General features: G+C 68.2%; 17 protein-coding genes. 8 read left to right on the top strand and 9 right to left on the bottom strand.

Features of this window, described 5'->3' with window-relative positions; all coding sequences use genetic code 11:
- The first annotated feature begins 247 nt into the window (after positions 1-247).
- The 4 genes from MYSTI_RS16955 to MYSTI_RS16940 are packed head-to-tail and all read left to right on the top strand — an operon-like array spanning position 248 to position 6,262.
- On the top strand, positions 248-1,342 hold the full coding sequence (locus tag MYSTI_RS16955) for an efflux RND transporter periplasmic adaptor subunit (RefSeq protein ID WP_015349001.1): 1,095 nt from the start codon (positions 248-250) through the stop codon (positions 1,340-1,342).
- 35 nt (positions 1,343-1,377) lie between these two features.
- Complete coding sequence (locus tag MYSTI_RS16950) at positions 1,378-4,524, top strand: efflux RND transporter permease subunit (protein ID WP_015349000.1); 3,147 nt, start codon at positions 1,378-1,380, stop codon at positions 4,522-4,524.
- Positions 4,524-5,099, top strand: coding sequence for a MarR family winged helix-turn-helix transcriptional regulator (locus tag MYSTI_RS16945; protein WP_015348999.1), 576 nt, complete (start codon positions 4,524-4,526; stop codon positions 5,097-5,099). The genes MYSTI_RS16950 and MYSTI_RS16945 overlap by 1 nt, the downstream gene beginning before the upstream one ends.
- A 2-nt stretch (positions 5,100-5,101) precedes the next feature.
- Positions 5,102-6,262, top strand: coding sequence for a hypothetical protein (locus MYSTI_RS16940; protein WP_015348998.1), 1,161 nt, complete (start codon positions 5,102-5,104; stop codon positions 6,260-6,262).
- Here MYSTI_RS16940 and MYSTI_RS16935 read toward each other — a convergent pair.
- The 3 genes from MYSTI_RS16935 to MYSTI_RS16925 form a co-directional block, all read right to left on the bottom strand.
- On the bottom strand, positions 6,228-7,400 hold the full coding sequence (locus MYSTI_RS16935) for a CaiB/BaiF CoA transferase family protein (protein ID WP_015348997.1): 1,173 nt from the start codon (positions 7,398-7,400) through the stop codon (positions 6,228-6,230). The genes MYSTI_RS16940 and MYSTI_RS16935 overlap by 35 nt on opposite strands.
- A gap of 135 nt (positions 7,401-7,535) precedes the next feature.
- Positions 7,536-7,859 (bottom strand): SCP2 sterol-binding domain-containing protein, encoded by a 324-nt coding sequence (locus tag MYSTI_RS16930; protein ID WP_015348996.1) that lies wholly within the window; start codon positions 7,857-7,859, stop codon positions 7,536-7,538.
- A gap of 100 nt (positions 7,860-7,959) precedes the next feature.
- The gene (locus MYSTI_RS16925) at positions 7,960-8,328 is read right to left on the bottom strand and encodes a response regulator (protein WP_015348995.1); all 369 of its coding nucleotides are present in this window, start codon (positions 8,326-8,328) and stop codon (positions 7,960-7,962) included.
- Positions 8,329-8,551: 223 nt separating this feature from the next.
- On the opposite strand from MYSTI_RS16925, the gene MYSTI_RS16920 reads away from it, so the two are divergent.
- Positions 8,552-9,556: a sensor histidine kinase gene (locus MYSTI_RS16920; protein ID WP_015348994.1), complete on the top strand. Its 1,005-nt coding sequence runs from the start codon at positions 8,552-8,554 to the stop codon at positions 9,554-9,556.
- Positions 9,557-9,626: 70 nt separating this feature from the next.
- Positions 9,627-9,872, top strand: a complete 246-nt coding sequence (tatA, locus tag MYSTI_RS16915; protein ID WP_015348993.1) for a twin-arginine translocase TatA/TatE family subunit — start codon at positions 9,627-9,629, stop codon at positions 9,870-9,872.
- 132 nt (positions 9,873-10,004) lie between these two features.
- Here the strand turns inward: tatA and MYSTI_RS16910 are convergent, their stop codons facing one another.
- The 6 genes from MYSTI_RS16910 to MYSTI_RS16885 all read right to left on the bottom strand — a co-directional run bounded on the left by MYSTI_RS16910 (position 10,005) and on the right by MYSTI_RS16885 (position 16,135).
- Positions 10,005-11,867 (bottom strand): AMP-dependent synthetase/ligase, encoded by a 1,863-nt coding sequence (locus tag MYSTI_RS16910; protein ID WP_015348992.1) that lies wholly within the window; start codon positions 11,865-11,867, stop codon positions 10,005-10,007.
- Complete coding sequence (locus MYSTI_RS16905) at positions 11,864-12,577, bottom strand: tetratricopeptide repeat protein (protein WP_233278297.1); 714 nt, start codon at positions 12,575-12,577, stop codon at positions 11,864-11,866. The genes MYSTI_RS16910 and MYSTI_RS16905 overlap by 4 nt, the downstream gene beginning before the upstream one ends.
- A 170-nt stretch (positions 12,578-12,747) precedes the next feature.
- Positions 12,748-13,485 carry a sigma-70 family RNA polymerase sigma factor gene (locus MYSTI_RS16900; RefSeq protein WP_015348990.1) on the bottom strand — a complete coding sequence of 246 codons (738 nt, stop codon included), beginning with the start codon at positions 13,483-13,485 and terminating at the stop codon, positions 12,748-12,750.
- Positions 13,486-13,699: 214 nt separating this feature from the next.
- Positions 13,700-15,130: an FAD-binding oxidoreductase gene (locus MYSTI_RS16895; protein ID WP_015348989.1), complete on the bottom strand. Its 1,431-nt coding sequence runs from the start codon at positions 15,128-15,130 to the stop codon at positions 13,700-13,702.
- Positions 15,127-15,684 (bottom strand): GTP cyclohydrolase I, encoded by a 558-nt coding sequence (folE, locus tag MYSTI_RS16890; protein WP_044283738.1) that lies wholly within the window; start codon positions 15,682-15,684, stop codon positions 15,127-15,129. Before folE ends, MYSTI_RS16895 begins: the two co-directional genes overlap by 4 nt.
- A gap of 106 nt (positions 15,685-15,790) precedes the next feature.
- Entirely contained in the window at positions 15,791-16,135 is a 345-nt protein-coding gene (locus tag MYSTI_RS16885) for a Rieske (2Fe-2S) protein (protein ID WP_015348987.1), read from the bottom strand.
- 142 nt (positions 16,136-16,277) lie between these two features.
- On the opposite strand from MYSTI_RS16885, the gene MYSTI_RS16880 reads away from it, so the two are divergent.
- Together MYSTI_RS16880 and MYSTI_RS16875 are read left to right on the top strand one after the other, a co-directional pair.
- On the top strand, positions 16,278-16,703 hold the full coding sequence (locus MYSTI_RS16880; protein WP_015348986.1) for a hypothetical protein: 426 nt from the start codon (positions 16,278-16,280) through the stop codon (positions 16,701-16,703).
- Between the two features lie 78 nt (positions 16,704-16,781).
- Entirely contained in the window at positions 16,782-18,149 is a 1,368-nt protein-coding gene (locus tag MYSTI_RS16875; RefSeq protein ID WP_015348985.1) for a hypothetical protein, read from the top strand.
- Positions 18,150-18,174: the final 25 nt, after the last annotated feature.

Below are 18,174 nucleotides of genomic sequence, written 5' to 3'. Positions count from 1 at the left end.
ACGCGCCGAGCCATGGGCCAGCTCACACTTCCCAGCGCCACTTCCTGGCACTCCGCGCGAAAAGTCCTGCCAACCAGGCAGGCGACCATTAAATAGCCACCGAGAAAGATAGTCCGCTTTGCGGAGTATCGCCTTGACAGACAGTTCAGGAACTGTAGTTTCCGGGGCGCAGAAATTCCAAAGCATCAGCCAGCATCGAGTCCTGGAGGGGTCCGGGGCCAGGCGAGCTGGCAGGAGCAGGACGACCGTGATTCGACGCATGTGGATGGCCGCGGCACTGGCGGCGGTGTTTTCGACGGGCTGCGGCAAGAGCGGGGCGCAGCCGGCCCTGCCAACGCAGGAAGCCTCTTCGGCGATGGGCGTGAAGGCCATTGCCCCGGCGACGGAGCTGGAAGGCAACATCACGCGGGTGACGGGCCAGGTTCGCTCCAAGCAGGAGGCGACGCTGAGCGCCCAGGCGACCGGCACCCTCGCGAAGATGCTGGTGAAGGTGGGCGACAAGGTGAAGAAGGGCCAGACGCTGGCCGTGCTGGACACGTCCAACGTCATCATCGGCGTGGAGCAGGCCCGCGCGGTGAAGGCGGCGGCGGACGCGTCGCTGCAGCTGGCCACCAACAACCTGGAGCGCACCCGCAAGGTGGCCGAGGGCGGTGGTATCGCCGCGGCCGGGTTGGACCAGGCGGAGATCGGCCAGAAGCAGGCCGCGGCCCAGGCGGCCCAGGCCGCCGCGGCGGTGCGCATGGCGGAGGAGAACCTCCGCGACATGGCCATCATCGCGCCCTTCGATGGTGTCATCACCGCGCGCATGAAGAACATCGGCGACACGGTGGCGATGATGCCGCCCACGCCCGTCTTCTCGCTGGTGGACGTGGCCGGCCTGGAAGTGCGCGCGCTGGTGCCCGAGTCCGTGGTGGACAAGGTCAAGCAGGGCACCAAGACGCACGGCACGGTGAGCCCCAGCGGCATGCGCTTCGAGGTGACGGTGGCCACGGTGGGCTCCGTCGTGGACACCACCAACCGCACGGTGGAGGTGCTGGCGGACGTGGTGGGTGAGACGGCCAGCCCCCTGCGCCCGGGTGCGCTGGTGGACCTGGACTTCTCGGCCGCCGGCCAGACGGACGACAAGGGCCTGTTCCTGCCGACGCAGGCGGTCAGCGCGCGAGGCCAGGAGGGCTTCGTGTGGGTGGTGCAGGACGGCACCGTGCGCAAGCGCGACGTGCGCGTGGAGCGCGTGCTCCCCGGTTACGTGCGCATCCTCCAGGGGTTGGGCGCGGATGAGCGAGTGCTCGCCGACTCCTCCCTGGACGTGAAGGAGGGCACGGCCGTCCGCGTGGTGCAGTGACGCCTGCCCTCCCCTTTCCTTTCTGGAGCTCCTGAATGAGCCCGCTCAAGACATTCATTTCACGGCCCATCTTCACCGCCATGCTCATGCTGGCGGTGGTCGTGTTCGGCATCAACGCTTACCCGCGCATCGGCGTGGACCAGTTCCCGGACGTCGACTTCCCCGTCGTCACGGTGACGACGGTGCTCCCCGGCGCGGACCCGGAGACCATCGAGAAGAACGTCAGCGATCCGCTGGAAGAGGCGCTCAACACGCTCAACGGCGTGGAGCAGCTTCGCTCCGTCAACATGGAGAGCGTGTCGCAGATCATCGTGCGCTTCACCTTGGACTCCAAGGTGGACGTGGCCGCGCAGGACGTGCGCGACCGCGTGCAGGCCACGCTGAGCAAGCTGCCCGATGAAATCGAGACGCCCGTCGTCGAGAAGTTCGACATCGGCGCCGCGCCCATCATCACCCTGTCGCTGTCCGGTTCGCTGCCCATCGAGGAACTGACGCGGACGGCCGAGGACCTGGTCAAGCCCGCGCTGCAGCGCCAGCAGGGCGTGGGCAGCATCGACATCATCGGTGGTCGCGAGCGGGAGATTCAGCTCGTCGTGGACCCGGACCGCCTGCGCGGCTTCGGGCTGGCCATCAGCGACGTGAGCCAGGCGGTGCGCGCGCAGAGCCTGGACGTCCCGGGTGGCCGCACCATGGACGGCGGCCGCGAGCGCGTGCTGCGCCTGACGTCCGAGGCGAAGAGCGTCGATGAAATCCGCAACATCATCATCGCCAGCCCCAACGGCGCGCCGGTGCGCGTGCGGGACGTGGCGGACGTGGTGGACGGCCCCGAGGAGGCCCGCGGCGCCGCGAAGAACGGAGAGCGCAGCGCCGTGGCGCTGGTCGTGCGCAAGCAGTCCGGCTCCAACACGGTGCAGGTGGCCGGGCTCGTCAAGGAGTCGCTGGGTGAGCTCAACAGCCGCCTGCCCGAGGGCATCAAGGTGGAGCTCGTCAGCGACAACGCGCGCTTCATCCGCTCGTCCATCAACTCCGTGCAGTTCGACATGGTGCTCGGTGGCTTCCTCGCGGTCGTCATCGTGCTCGTGTTCCTGCGCAACCTGAACTCGACCATCGTCGCGGCCATCGCGCTGCCGGTGTCCGTCGTCGGTACGTTCGCCGTCATGGCGGCGCTGCACTTCACCTTCAACATGGTGACGATGCTGGCGCTGACGCTGTCCATCGGTCTGCTCATCGACGACGCCATCGTGGTCATCGAGAACATCGTCCGTCACATGGAGGATGGAAAGACACCCATGCAGGCGGCGCTCGATGGCGCCGGACAGATTGCCCTCGCGGTGCTCGCGGTGACGCTGGCCATCGTCGCGGTGTTCATCCCCGTGGCGTTCATGGACGGCATCATGGGCATGTTCTTCTACCAGTTCGGTGTCACGGTGGCGGTGGCGACGCTCATCTCCTACGCCGTGTCCATGACGCTGACGCCCATGCTGTCCTCGCGCATGCTGCGCCACCACGGGCAGCCCAAGGGCATCTCCGCTTCGGTGGAGAAGGTGCTGGTGGGCATGGAGAACGGCTACCGGAAGATGCTGGCGGCCATCCTCCGTCGGCGCGCGCTGACGCTGGTGGTCGCGGTGGCGGTGCTCTTCGCGACCTTCGGCCTGGCGCGCTTCCTGAAGTTCACCTTCATCCCCGAGTCCGACAACGGCAACATCAAGCTGGCGGTGGAGTTGCCCGTCGGCTCGACGCTGCAGGAGACGCAGAAGGAGGTCGAGCTCATCGACGCCCAGGTGCGTGCGCTGCCCGGCATCTCCTCCACGTTCGCCACCATCGGCGGCGGCGTGCAGGAGGAAGTCCACAAGGGCGAGCTGCTGGTCAACCTGGTGCCCATCAAGGAGCGCAGCTACAAGCAGGGCGAGCTCAAGACGTATCTGCGTGGCGCCATCAAGCCCCGTTCGGGCGTGACGGTGACGGTGCAGGACGTCACGGGCGTGGCCGGCGGTGGCGCGCGCTCCCAGCAGGTGCAGTTCAACCTGCGCGGCGACAACTGGCAGGAGCTCATCGCCACGTCCGAGAAGATTCGCGCGGCGATGAAGACCAACAAGGGTCTGGTGGACGTGGACACCACGTACCGCTCCGGCAAGCCGCAGTACGACGTGGTGGTGGACCGCGAGCGCGCGGCCAGCCTCGGTGTTCCGGCGGCGTCGCTGGGCACCACGCTGCGTGCCTTCCTGGGCCGCGACAAGTTCGCGGACTACCGCGAGGGGGGCGAGACGTACGAGGTGAAGCTGCGCCTGCCTCCGGACACGCTGGCCTCTGCCGAGGCGCTGGGCAAGCTGACGGTGCGCTCGCCCAGCGGGCAGCTCGTGGAGCTTCGCAACCTGGCCACCATCACTCCGGCGGATGGCCCGGTGCAGATCGACCGTGAGTCCCAGAAGCGGCAGATCACCCTGCTCGCCAACCTGGCCAGCGGCTACCAGCTCAGTGAGGCCATCGCGTTCATGAACGCGACGGCGACGAAGGAAGTGCCCAAGGGCGTCATCTACGACTTCGAAGGCAACGCGAAGGAGCTCGGCAAGTCCGTTGCCGCCTTCGGTTCCGCGCTCCTCCTGGGCATCATCCTCGTGTACATGATCCTGGCGGCGCAGTTCGAGAGCCTCATCCACCCGTTCACCATCATGCTGTCGCTGCCCTTCGCGTTCATCGGAGCGATCGGCGCGCTGCTCATCACGGGTCAGGCCATGTCGATGTTCGCCCTCATCGGCATCATCATGCTCATGGGTCTGGTGGTGAAGAACGGCATCCTCCTGGTCGACTTCACGCTGCAGCTGCGTGAGGAAGGCAAGAGCGCCACGGAGGCGCTGCTGGGTGCCGCTCCGGTCCGTCTGCGTCCGATTCTCATGACCACCATCGCGATGATCGCCGGCATGATTCCGGTGGCGGTGGCGCAGGGTGACGGCGCGGAGACGCGCGCGCCCATGGCCATCACCATCATCGGCGGCCTCATCACCTCCACCGTGCTGACGCTCGGCGTGGTGCCGGTGGTGTACTCGCTGCTGGACCAGCTCACCGAGAAGTTCAAGCGTCGCAAGGGCCCGGGCGCCGCCCCGGACCATGGCGCGCCGCACGCGGTGGATGCGCATGGTGAGAAGGCGGCGGTGGCAGCGGCCGCGCGAGTGGAGACGGCCTGATGCGAGTGCCGGCGAACAGACCGGCCCTCCGCGTGCAGTCGGGCGGCGGCGTGGGCGAGGAGGAACTCGAGTTCAACGAGGAGGGTGGCGTCACCGACGACTCCCTTTCTCCCGAGGATGCCTCCACGCCCTCGTCGCGCCGCCTGCACGAGCTCATCATCCAGCTTGGGCGGTACCGCTCCCTGCGGGATCCGCTCCACGGAATCTGCGAGAGCAAGCAGCTGACGCCCACGCAGATTCACGCGTTGATGTGGTTGGGCAATGACGGCCCCACTCACGTGGGGGTGCTCGCCCAGCGTGTGGGCATCACCAAGAAGACCATCACCGGGGTGGTGGACCGGTTGGAGGACATGAAGCTGGTGGAGCGCACGAGGGACGCCGAGGACCGGCGCGCCGTCGTCGCGCAGCTCACCACCGAGGGAGTGAAGCTCTTCAACCTCATCAGCCGAAGCGTCGATGAAGGCCTGCGGCGGATGCTGGACCTGCTCCCTCCCGATGACCAGGAGGCGCTCTTCGGCCTGCTGGAGCGGGTGCTGAAACGGCTGGGCGAATCTTCCGAGCCGCAGTCCCTCTAGACATGCACGAGCGCGCGCCGGCAGCGGACTTCGCACGGCGCGCGCTCTGTCGTTTCCTCGGGTGTCTCATCGCGCTGCTCGCGACCTCGGCGAGCGCAGCCTCCCTGGCCGAGGAGCTCGCGGGGCGATGCCGCGCGTGGGCCGCGGATCCCCACAACCCCTGGGCCCTCGCCCACGGCATGGCGCTGGACGGCCGCGCCTTCCGCGCGAAGGACGGGAGGCCCGCCGCCGACGTGGTGGTGTCCGACTTCCTTCGCGTCCGACAGAAGGACACGCGGGACTTCTTCTTCGAGCCCTTCACGGCCGAGGGCACTCCGGTGGAGCCCCACCCCGCGCTCCAGGCGAAGACCCTGTTGGCCTCCGGCATTCCCCTCTCCCAGCGCTTCACCACGCCCTTCGGCCCCGTGACGCTGCGCGAGGTGGTGGCGCGGGTGAAGCGCGAGTTCCAGATGGAGCAGGTGGCCTCGCCCGAGAGCGCCTGGCGCCTCGACGCCCTCTCGCTGAGCTCGCGGCCCGGCGACACGTTCCGCGATGCGCGCGGGCGCGCGGTGAGCATCCACACGGTGATGGACACGGCGCTCGCCACGCTCGAAGCGGCACACGCCGAGCTCGCCGCGGGCATGAAGGCCGGGCGGGCCCAGGTCCCCAAGCAGGGACAGGGCATCTATTCGCATCCGTGCGGCGGGCTGCACTACTTCCAGGCCGTGGCCGGCTGGGCGCGACACCCCTCCGTGCGTGCACGATGGCGCGAGCGACTGGAGACGCAGCGCGACGTGCTCCTGTACCGACTGGACTCGGAGGCCCGCCAGTACGAGACGGCGTGGGCCACCGCGCCCGAGCACCGGGAGGCCGTGCTCGCGCAGATGCTGAAGTTCCACGGCCACCTGCTGGAGACCCTCGGCCGCTTCCGCGATGACACCGGCTGGCGTCCGACGCCCCTGCAACAGCAGACCGTCGACCGCGCTCGCAGGTACCTGGAGAACACCGTGCGGCGGATGGATGAGACGGGACTGCTCTCCGCCCCCTCCTCCGTGGCCACGCGCAACCGGCAGCTCGCGCTGGACCTGGTGGGTGACACCTGCCACGCGGCGAGAGGTGAAGCCCTGTGGAGTCAGGGCCCCGCTCGCGTCACGCCCCCAGCTTCGCCATCTCCTCCTCGGTGAAGCCCGCCTCGGCGAGCACCTCGCGGGAGTGCTGACCCAGTGCAGGTGGCTCGCGCAGGGGCGTCGGCCCCATGCGCAGCGGCGTGAGCAGGTGCGTCACCTTGCGGCCCAGTCTCGCGTCGTCCGCGTCGACGAAGAGGCCTCGGGCTCGCAGCTGCGCGTCCGACAGCACGTCATCCCCTTCCGCCACGGGCTCCACGCACAGGTCCGAGCCCGCGAAGGTCTCCGCCCAGTGCGCCAGCGGCTTCGAGGCGAACAAGCGCGTCAGCTCCGCCTTCACCCGCGCACCCGCCTCGCCCGGCGCATAGGCGTCCTCGAGGAGCTCGGGGCGCCCCAGTCGCTCGCACACGCCCGCGAAGAACTTGGGCTCCAGCGCGCCGACCGCGAGCCACCGGTCATCCGCCGTCCGGTACAGGCCGTAGCACGCATATCCGCCATTGAGCGCCTCGCGGCCCCGCTCCAGCGCCCCGCCCTGCTCGCCCATGAAGAGCCGCGCGGCCAGGTGCATGTGCAGGAACGCCGTGGCGCCATCCGTCATGGACACGTCCACGAAGCGGCCCTTCCCCGTGCGCTCTCGCTCGTGCAGCGCGGCCAGGATGCCCACCAGCGCGAAGAGGCTGCCACCGCCGATGTCGCCCATCTGGACGCCCGGGAAGGCCGGCGCACCGCCCGCCTCACCGCCGTAGCCCAGCAGCCCCGCGCGAGCCACGTAGTTCAGGTCATGCCCCGCCTTGAGCCGGTCCGGCCCCGTCTGCCCATAGCCGGAGATGGCGCAGTAGATGAGCCGAGGATTCTCCGCGCGGAGGACGGATTCCCCCACGCCCAGCTTGTCCATCACCCCGGGCCGGAAGCTCTCCACCAGCACGTCGTGCGTGCGCACCAGTCGCTTGAGGGCATCACGGCCCTCGGGCGTCTTGAGGTTCAGCGTCAAAGAGCGCTTGTTCCGGTTGAGCCCGTAGAACAGCGCGCCCATGTCGTCGCGCGACGGGGGCATCTGCCGGACGTAGTCGCCACCTTCCGGCTCCTCCACCTTCACCACCGTGGCGCCCAGGTCCGCGAGCACCAGCGTGGCGTACGGCCCCGGCAACAGACGAGACAAGTCCAACACCCGCAGGCCCGTCAGTGGCAGCGTCGACATGAAGAACTCCCGAGATGAGGTGCCCAGCAGGGCCTGAAAACACCTGCGGCGCGCCCCTGACAGACAGGAACGCGCCGCGCGAGCCGGTCGCGAGAGTTGGTGCCAGGCCCCACCCTCGCGCTCCCGAGGACTCGATTAGAGCAGCTTCGCCAGCTTCATCGCGAGGCCCATGTCCATGGGCTTGAACTTCAGCTTGCCCTGCATGGCGGCCATCTGCGCGTTGAGCTTCTTCTCGCGGATCTTCACGAAGTCATCGTTGCTCACCACGATGAGCATCTTCGCGCCTTCCGCGTTGCCCTCGGAGACCCAGCCGTCGGCCTTGGTCAGGTCCAGAGACCACTTCCCGCCACCCTCACCCGAGATGTCGAAGTTGATGACGGCGTTGATGTCCTTCGCCAGCTCCGGCTTCGCCTTCAGCACTTCCGGAATCTGGGTCTCGATGATGTCCTTCGCGGTCATGAGTGGCTCCTTGGCCTGGTCATTGATTGGTGAATCAAGACGGGTGGGGACCGTAACGGCGCCCCCCTTGCAGGTCAAGCAGGCTGATGACCGGTGTTCATCAGGCGCTGGTGCTGCTCATGGCGGAGGGGTCGAGTGAGCGGCGGACCATGTCGAGCAGATCATTCAGCTCGAAGGGCTTGGCCAGGTGGCCGACGGCGCCGATGTCCTGGGCCTTGCTCCCCACGTTGCGGTCCGCGCTGAGGACGATCAGCGGAATGCCCGCCACGGCCGGCGGCTTCTGGCGCATGCGCTGGGCGAACTCCCATCCGTCCATGACGGGCATCATCAAGTCCAACAGGATGAGGTTGGGAGGTTCCGGCTCGAGGCGGTCCAGCGCCTCCTTGCCATTGCGTGCACGGCGGATGACAAAACCCTCGGCCTCCAGGATCTCCGAGAGCGCTTCGAGGATATCCGGGTCATCGTCCACGACGAGGACGACGGGGGCACCATCAGGCTGTGTGTTGGTCGGGGTCAGGGCAGTCTCCCTCGGTGCGACGCTGGGGATTCTTCCACCATCCTCCCACGCAGCGGCGCAAGAAAGTGCGCCCCCCGCATGCGACGAGAGGGCACGTTGCAAAACCGACAGTCCCTCCCCACCCTTTCCGTGACCTGCTGGACAGGGGGTGGAAAACGTGAGGAGCCCAGGGGAGATGGGAACGGGTGACACGGCGGCGCAAGCGCCGGGCTTGCTCCTTGTCCCCGTACAAGGTCCCCCGCGCCCGCTGGGCGGCCTGCTCCTCGAGCAGCTGGGCCTCCGCGCGCTGCCCCCGGACGCCCGCTCGCTGGACGCGCTCCTGGTCGCCGCGGGCTTCCAGCGCCGCGCGGGCGATGCACGACTCTGGGAGCGCGACGGACACGTCCTGCTCGCGGGAGAAGAGCTCCTGGGTGATGGAGCGCGCCTCCTGTGGACGGCCCCCGCCTGCTGGGATGAGGCCGAGGTGCGCCGCCGCGTGCGCTACCTGGGCATGGCCTCGCATGACTTGCGCGGCTCGCTGGCCAACATCCGCTCCTACGCCGCGCTGCTGCTCAACGGCCGCGTCCCGCTGGAGCCCAAGGTGCAGCGCGGGCTGGAGACCATCCTGCGCAACGCGGACCGCTCGCTCTCCTTCTCGCAGGACTTCTTCGACTCCAGCCGCGCCGACCTGGGCTCGCTGGCCTGCGAGCCGGAGCGCCAGCCGCTCATCCCGCTCCTGGAGGGAGCCGTGGAGCGCCAGCGGGCGGCCGCCGCCGCGGCCAACGTGGCGCTCGTGCTGGACCTGGACCCCAGCCTGCCCTCCCCCGAGGTCGCCGTGGACGGAGCCCGCATCCAGCACGCGGTGGAGGCGTTCATCCTGTACCAGCTCTCCCGCTCCCATCCGGGCGAGGTCATCCATGTCCGGGTCCACCCGGGTGTCCCCCGGGTGCGGGTGGAGGTGCGCCGGGAGGGAGTGCCCCTCTCCGACGAGGACGCCTCCGCCGTCTTCCAGCGCGAGGAGCGGGCCTTCCGGGAGAAGAAGGTGGAGGACCCGCTGCGCGTCTACCTGGCCCGACAGGAGGTGGAGGCGCACGGGGGCGGCGTGGGCGTGGAGACGGACCCGTCCGGAAGCGCCCTGGTCCTCACCCTCACGGCCCTTCCAGGCGCCCTGCTCGGAACGCCAGCGACCCTCCAAGCGTAGGGCATCCGCTCTTGCTGGCGGTTGAGCACGCCCCCCGCTATGCTCCGCCCGTTTTCGCGAAGGAGTCGAGATGCTGGGGCTGAAGCCGATGGAACTACTTCTGATCCTGTTTGTGCTGCTGCTCCTCTTCGGGGCCACGCGGCTGCCGCAGCTCGGCTCGTCCCTGGGCAGCGCGATTCGCAACTTCAAGCGCGGCTTCGGCGGCGAGGAAGATGCCGGCGGCCAGGGAGGCGACAAGAAGGGTGGCGGGACGCTCGCCACCGGCGGGAACGTGGACAAGGACGTGAAGTCCTCCACGCCCAGCAGCCACGCCTGACCTCCCTCCGGGTCCCCCGGATGTGACGACGCCCGCTCTCCCCGTCCTGTCGGGGCCGAGCGGGCGTTGACGTTTCAACAGTCCGACACCGCGCCCCCCGGTGAGCCCACCGGGGGACGGACGCGCCGCGACTCAGTCCGGAATCGAGGCGTTGTCGTACATGGCGTCGATCTGCGCCTTGAACTTCTGGCTGCACACCTTGCGCTTCACCTTCAGCGTGGGCGTCAGCTCGCCAGTCTCCTGGGTGAAGTCCGCCGACATGATGGTGAAGCGCTTGATGGTGGCGTACGGAGGCTGCTCCGAGTTCACCTTGGCCATCACGGCCTTCACCGCCTCGTGGACCTCCGGCCGCTTCGCGTTCTCCGCGTAGGTGCCCACCGGAGCGCCCTTCTCCTCCAGCAGCTTGCGCACCGACTCCTCCATCACGGTGAGGAGCACCACGAGGTACGGGCGCTTGTCGCCGTACACCATGGCCTGGCTCAGGATGGGGAAGGTCTTCAGCGTGTTCTCGATGTTCTGAGGCGCCACGTTCTTCCCGCCCGCCGTGACGATGATGTCCTTCTTGCGGTCGGTGATGCGCAGGTAGTTGTCCGAGTCCACCTCACCGATGTCGCCCGTGTGGTACCAGCCGTCGGCGTCCAGGGCCTCGGCCGTGGCCGTGGGGTTCTTGTAGTAGCCCTTGGTGACGCAAGGGCCCCGGACGAGGACTTCTCCGTCCGCGGCGATCTTGACCTCGGTGCCCGGCATCGGCGGGCCCACGCTGCCGATCTTGATCTTGTTCGGGCGGTTGGCGTTGCAGGGCGCGGACGTCTCCGTCAGGCCGTAGCCCTCCACGACCTTGAAGCCCAACAGGTCGAAGAAGTACGCAATCTTGCGCGACAGCGGAGCGCCGCCGGAGACGAACAGGCGCATGTTGCCGCCCAGCTTCTCGTCCAGGGTTGCGCGCACCTTGGTGAACACCAGCTTCTTCGCGAGCGTGAAGCCCAGGCTGTTGTACTCGCGGCCCTGCTGCTTCGCCTCGACGTACTCGTCGAACAAGCCGAACGCCCACCGCGTCAGCCGGCCCTTGAGGCCCGGCGCCGCCATGCCGTTGGACACCACCGTGTTGTAGACCTTCTCGAAGACACGCGGCACCGACGGCAGCACCGTGGGACGCGTCTCCGCGATGTTGGCCATCAGCTTGTCCACCGACTCCGCGATGATGAGCCGGCAGCCCATGCTCAGCCACGCCACCTTCGCCACCTGCGCGAAGACGTGCGCCAGCGGCAGGAACAGCATGACGGAGTCACTCGGCTCCATCATCCCGATGGCTCGCACCGCCTGCGCCTGGTACGTCCAGTTGCCGTGCGTCAGCAGCGTGCCCTTGGGCGCGCCCGTGGTGCCGGACGTGTAGACGATGCAGTAGGTGTCGTCGGACTTCACCGACGCGACGCGCTCGTCGAAGGCGGCGGGGTTGGCCTGGTGCGCCTCGCGGCCCTTGGCCACGACGTCCGCCAGGGACACCTCCTGCTCGCCCGCCACCGCGCCCTCGAAGACGATGACCTTCTGGACGGTGGGACACTCGGCCAGCTTCTGGCGCACGCGCGTGAGGCGCCCCGCCTGCTTGGCGTCCTTCTCGTCGTTGTCCACGAAGACGAAGGACGACTCCGAGTGGTTGACGACGTAGGCCACCTCGTCCGGGATGTTGGACGAGTACACCGGCACCATGATGGCCTGCGCGGCGGTGATGGCCAGGTCGGCGACAATCCACTGCAAGCTGGTGTTGGCGAAGAGGGACACCCGGTCACCGGGCTTCACACCCAAGGCCACCAGGCCGGCGGACAGGACCTTCACGTCCTCCAGCACCTGGCTGAAACTCACGTCCTGCCAGCGGCCGTCCTTCTTGTGCGTCGCGCCTTCCTTGGAGCCGGAATTCACGCGCTGGATCAGCAACTGGACCAGGTTTCCCTCCTGCGCGCCTGCCGCCGAAGGTGCTACCTGACTCTCTGCTCTCACTTGAGCTCCTCCTCGATGTCGGCATCGACCTTCTTCGCCCACTCCTGGACGCGCTGACCTTCCGCGGAGTCATACGCGACGCTTCCCTGCTTCACCTTCTGGATGGCATCGCGCGCCTCCTTGGCCTTGTCGTCCTTCAAGAGTGTCTCCGCGAGGAAGAGATACGCACGCAGCATCTCCGGGTGCTTCTTGATGACCTTCTGGTAGTAATCCGCCGACTTGCCCAGGTCCCGCTTGGGCCACGGCAGCTCGTAGAAGTAGCGACCCTTCACGAGCAGCGGCGCGCCCAGACCGAAGTCGGAATCAATCTTGATGGCCGTGTCGATGCGCTCGTTGAACTTGCCCTCGAGCCCCTCGCCCAGCGCCTTCATCACCCCCACAGCCTGAGAGTAGGCGCCGATACCCGCGGCCGCGTAGTAGTGGCCTTCCACGCGCTCAGGCGCCAGCTTCACCGCCTTCTCCGCGGCGTCCCACGTCTGCCGGCCCAGGACCTTCTTGAGCTTCTCCGCCGTGGCCCCGTCCGCCTGCCACTGGAGGAGGCGCGCCTGGCGCCAGACCAGGTCGAAGTCGTCAGGGGTCGCCGTGAGTGCCTTCTTGAGCTCCGCCTCCAGCTCCTTCGCGGCAGCGGGCTCCGCTCGCTTGCCATGCAAAGCGTCGAGCTTGGCCAGAACCTCGGTCTCCGCAGCCCCCGCCGAACCGGCCACGAGCACGCACAACACAAGTAAAATCAGGCGCATAACCGGGGATTAACACGCACGCTCGGCCGCACGCAAACCATGCGGAGCGGCATTCCCCGTCAAAACGAAGGGCGGGCCCGGCAAGCTCAGAAGACCTTGCCAGTCCCGCCCCGTGTGTCCATCGCCCCAGGTGGGGCCGAGCGTCAGGCCGCGTCCAGGAACGCCTGCTCTTCGTTCTCGTTGAAGGCCGACAGGTAGCGCTCCAGGAAGTTCTTCGTCTTGAGCTCCACCTGGCGCACGCGCTCGCGCGACACGCCCCAGCGCTGCCCCAGTTCCTCCAGCGTGAGCGGCTTGTCCTGCGTCAGCCGCTCCGTGAGGATGTCCCAGCCCAGGTCGCCAATGCGCTTGCGGACCTTGGTGAGCGCGTCCTGGATTTCAGTGTCCTGCTCGTTGGAGAGGAACACGTCCTGAGGCGACGGCCCGCCGTCTTCCAAGCGGTCCAGGAAGGTGGTCTCACCCTCCTCATCGATGGAAGCATCCAGCGAGAAGTCCACCATGCTGCCGCGCTCGGCCTCGCCGCCGCGGACCTGGCTGCGGTTGTCCTTCAGGTAGCGGGTGATGTAGGCGCGAATCCACCACACCGCGTACGTCGCGAAGCGCACGTTCTTCTTGGGGTCGAAGTGCTCGATCGCCTTCATCAAACCCACGTTGCCTTCCTGGATGAGGTCATCCAGTCGCGCACCCCGGTTGGCGAACTTCTTCGCCACCGCGACGACGAAGGCCAGATTGGAAGTGGCGAGCGTCTGTCTCGCGGACTCGTCACCCTTGCGAGCGCGGCGCGCCAGCTCGTACTCCTGCTCGCGCGTCAGTTGCTGGTGTCCCCCCAGATGACGCAGATATTGCGACAGGCCCTCCGCCGCAAACTTCGTCGAGTTGGCCATGATTTCCCGTCCTCCGTTCGATGCCGGACGCGCCGTCCCCGCCGACTCGCGTCCACCTGCCTCTAGGACGCCCAACGAGCGAAAGGGTTTCTCATTCCGTCGCCGAAATCTGTTTCGACTGTCGACCCGCGCCCCATGGAGGGTGGCGGGCATGCGCTTCCGGTGACTTGTAAGGTTGAGGAGCGCGACGTCGGCGGCGTGCTCGTCCTGACACTCAGTGAGAACGCACGAGCGCGGGGAAGATTTTCCGCGGATTGAGCAGCCCTGATGGGTCGAAGAAGGACTGGAGCCTGCGTTGAAGTTCAATCAGTGCCGGCGCCTGTTCGAGCGCGAGAAATTCCCGCTTCGCGAGGCCCACACCGTGCTCGCCTGTGATCGTCCCGCCCAGGTCCACCGTCATCACCAACATGCGGCGCAGGGCTTCGTCGACCAAGGGACGTTGATGCGGCCCCTCATAGAGAATGTTGGCGTGGAGATTTCCATCCCCCGCATGGCCATACGTGGCCACGGTGAGGCCCAGCTCCGCGCCCATCGCCTTCAGCCGCTCGATGATTTCGGGAATTCTCGAGCGGGGAACAACGATGTCCTCCGAAATCTTGTGAGGCTTGAGGGCGCGCAGCGCGGGGGAGATCACGCGGCGGACCGCCCACAGCTTCTCCCGCTGGGACTCGTCCCGCGCGACGAGCGTCTGAGCCGCGCCTTGCTGTGCGCAGATGTCGCCGACCCGTGACAGTTCCTCCAGCAACGACTCCTCGCTCGTACCGTCCACCTCGACGATGAGCGCGGAGCCAGCGCCTGATGGAAACGAGAAGCCACGCCCATCCACCGCGCGCAGGGCCACGTCGTCGATGAGCTCCAGGCAGCGCGGAAGGATTCCCGCCGCGAGCACCGCCGACACGGCCCGCGCCGCGTCCAGCACGGACGGAAAGACCACGAGCGCCGTGAGGACTTTTCGTGGCAACGGAATGAGCTGCACGGTGATCTCCGTCGCGACGCCGAGGGTGCCCTCCGAGCCCACGAAGAGGCCCACCAGGTCGTAGCCCGCCACGCCCTTGATGGTCCGCCGACCGACGCGGACGACCTCGCCATCCGGGAGCACCCACTCCAGGCCGATGACGTAGTCGCGCGTGACGCCATACTTGAGCGCGCGAGGCCCGCCCGCGTTCTCCGCGACGTTGCCGCCCATCGTGCAGAACTCCCACGAGTTCGGATCCGGTGGATAGAAGAGGCCCTGGGCCTCCACCGCCTTCATCAAGTCGCCCGTCACCACGCCGGGCTCCAGCACCGCGGTGAGGTCCTCGACGGAGATGGAGCGGATGCGGTTCATGCGCTCCAGGCTCACCGCCACGCCCCCATCCAGGGGCAACGAGCCGCCGCTCTTCCCGCTGCGCGCACCGCAGGGCGTGAAGGGCACGCCGTGCGCCACGCAGGCCTTGAAGATGGCGGACACCTGCGCCGTGCTCTCCGGGAACACCACCGCGTCCGGAGGGAAGACACCGCTGTCGGACTCGTCGCGGCCATAGGCGGCGAGCGTCTCCGTGTCCTGCCGCCACTGCCCTGGGGAGAGGACGTGTGCCAGGGCCTCACCCACCCGCGCCACCCGCTCCGGGTCCACACGAGCGGGCCGCGCGGAGACTTCACTCATCGCCGAGCCCCCAGCCGAGCCCACAGCTCGCGGCGCAGGGCCCCCTCCTGACGCAGCACGCCCTCATAGGCCTCCGCGTGGGTGATGGCATCGCGCTGCTGGGCACCGCGCATGCGCAGACACGCCTGCTCCGCTTCAATGACACACGCGGTGCCGGGGCTGCCCAGCACGCGGGCCAGGGAGCTGGCCACCTCGCGGGCCAGGTCCTCCTGGAGGATGAGGCGGTGCGCGAAGCAATCCACCAGCGCGGACAGGCGCCCGAAGCCCGCCACCTGCTTGCCCGGCACGTAGGCCACATGGGCCACGCCCGTCACCGGCAACAGATGATGCGGACACATCGAATGGAAGCGGAGGTTCGTCACCACCACCAGCTCCCGCGAGGAGCCCCGAGCCATGGGGAAGGTCTTTCCGAGCACCTCCTCGGGCGTCTTCGCGTAGCCATCCAGGAAGTCGCGGCACCAGGCGTCGGCCACGCGCTGGGGGGTGTCCACCAGGTTCGCGTCCTGGAGGGGCAATCCCGCCGCGTGCAGGAAGGCCTTCACCGCGGCGGCCATGGCGACAGGGTCCGGCACGCTCACGGGAGGAGGCGGAATGGGGGCTCTGCGGGTGCGAGCTTTGGACGAGGTCACGGGGACAAGACTCCTACAAGGAGGCGGGCACTCAACGGGTGGCGACGCTATCCGATGCGGCGATGAGGATCTCCTCACCTCGCACACTCACGTCGTAGATGCGAATGCGGGCCTCGGGCCGCCAAGGGCAGTGTCCCGTGCGCACATCGAAGGGCCACGCGTGCAGCGGGCAATGCAGCAGGTGCCCATCCAGGTCGCCCTCGGACAATGAGCCGCCACGATGGGGACAGGTGTCCTCCAAGGCATGCAGCCGCCCGTCCACGCGGACGAGCAGCACCCGGACCGCTCCGACGTGGACCACCGTCCGCCCTCGCGCGTCCAACGCATCGAGCCGAGCCACCGGAATGAATCGCCCGTCTGGTTGTCCCTCATCCATTCAGGTGTCTCCCTCGCCCCAGTGGTGGCGGCACGTCGCGGTGAATCTCTCGCGGGACTTCGGTGTCCGTCCCTCGGCCGTGTTAGCCTGTCTTGACTCTCCCGGGGGCCCTCAGTAGAGCAACCGGGCGGTCCCCTTTCCGATGACCCAGCGCGCCCATACCTTCGCCCGCGGCACCGCGACGTTGCTCGTCGTGCTGTGGGCGTTGCAGCCGCTGGGCACCCTGCTCCACGTCCGGGACGCCCACGCGCACCGCTTCTGCCCCGAACATCAGACGTTCGAGGAGACGGCAAAAGGCACGGGAGCGATTCAGGCGCGGCTCGCCCCCGAGAAGCAGGCGCAGCTCTACGCCACCGTCGCGGGTGGCACGGACCCGGCCCGGCTGAACCACGAGACGTGCCCGCTGTTGACGTCGGGCACGCGCGACGAGCTGCTCTTCAGCGCACCGTCGACGTGGACCTTGGCCCGGCTCGCGGTGAGCAGCCCCACCACCGCGCCGCCTCACGTCAGCCCGCCCCTCTCCGTCCTCGACATCGCGCCCAAGTCCTCACCGCCCGCGCACGCCTGAGTCGCGTCCGCAGTCGCAGTCAGGTCATTGGCGTTGGACGTCCGCGCAGGCGCACGTCCAAGCTCGAGGAGCATTCACGTGTCCCCCGTCTCACGTCGTCCGCGCGCCGCGCTGGTCGTCGCGTCCTTCATGGTGCTGTTGTCCACGGCCTCCGCCTCGGCGCAGGAATCCGTCCCCTCCCCCTTGCCCGATGCCGGCATCCAGGAGCCCGATGCGGGCGCCGATGCGGGCTCGGCTGAAGAAGCCCCCCCCAGCCTCACGCCCGAGGAACTGGCCGAAATCGAGAAGGCCTTTGGGGGTGACACCCAACAAGGTGTCCCGGTCACCACGTCCGCGCCCCCCACCGCGACTCCAGGCGGGGGCCTTCCGCTGTCCATTCCCGGAGCCGCTGGCAGCGGCACCAACCTCCTGGACATGAGCTTCATCCTGGACCTCGCCGCCGCGGCGTTCACGTCCAAGGAGCCCCTGCAGGGCGGCGCGCATGACCCTTCGCGCAACGGCTTCAACCTGCAGCAGTTGGAGCTGTCCATCGGCTCCGTGGTGGACCCCTACTTCCGCTTCGACGCGAACATCGTCTACAGCCAGTTCGGCGTCGAAATCGAAGAAGCCTACGGCACCACGCTGGCCCTCCCCGCGAGCCTCCAGGTCCGCGCGGGCCAGTTCCTCACCCGCTTCGGCCGGCTGAACCCCACGCACCCGCACGCGTGGGACTTCGCGGACCAGCCCTTCGCGCTCAGCCGCGTGTTCGGCGGCGAGGGCAACCGCGGCCTGGGCGTGGAGCTGTCATGGCTCACGCCGCTGCCCTGGTTCGTGGAGCTCACGGGCAGCCTCACCGATGCCACGGGCGAAGCCACCGCCCGCAGCTTCCTGGCCGCGTCGAATGACCGCGTCCTGTCCCCGCTGGACCTCCAGGCCACGGGGGTGGTGAAGCAGTTCTTCCCGCTGACGGATGACCTGTCCCTGATGTGGGGCCTGTCCGTCGCGACGGGGCCCAACCCCACCGGCTACCGCAACCGCACGGACCTCTACGGCACCGACGTGTACCTGCGCTACCGGCCCATCACCGAGGCCAGCACCACGCTGCTCACCTTCCAGGTGGAGACCTTCTACCGCCGCCGGCAGGTGCCCGGAGACGTGCTGACGGACTTCAATGGCTACGCCCAGGCCGCGTGGCGCTTCTCGCAGCGGTGGGCCGCCGCCGCGCGCTACGAGCTCGGGACGCCCGCGCACGGAGAGAACGGCGAAGTGGCCGAGGATCCGCTGGACCCGGAGTGGACGAAGAACCGCGACCGCATCTCCGCCAACGTGTCCTTCTGGCCCACCGAGTTCTCCCGCCTGCGACTGCAAGCGGCCAGAGACCACGCGCGGTGGAGGGACGAGGCGGACTACTCGGTGTTCCTCGCCCTCGAGCTGGTGACCGGCGCCCACGGCGCCCATGCGTTCTGAACCTCTTTCACGGGAGCCCTGCCCC

Origin of the sequence: Myxococcus stipitatus DSM 14675, assembly GCF_000331735.1 — a bacterium.
GTDB classification, from domain to species: domain Bacteria; phylum Myxococcota; class Myxococcia; order Myxococcales; family Myxococcaceae; genus Myxococcus; species Myxococcus stipitatus.
The sequence above is the reverse complement of the archived record's forward strand: the minus strand, read 5'-3'. Positions and strand labels throughout refer to the sequence as shown.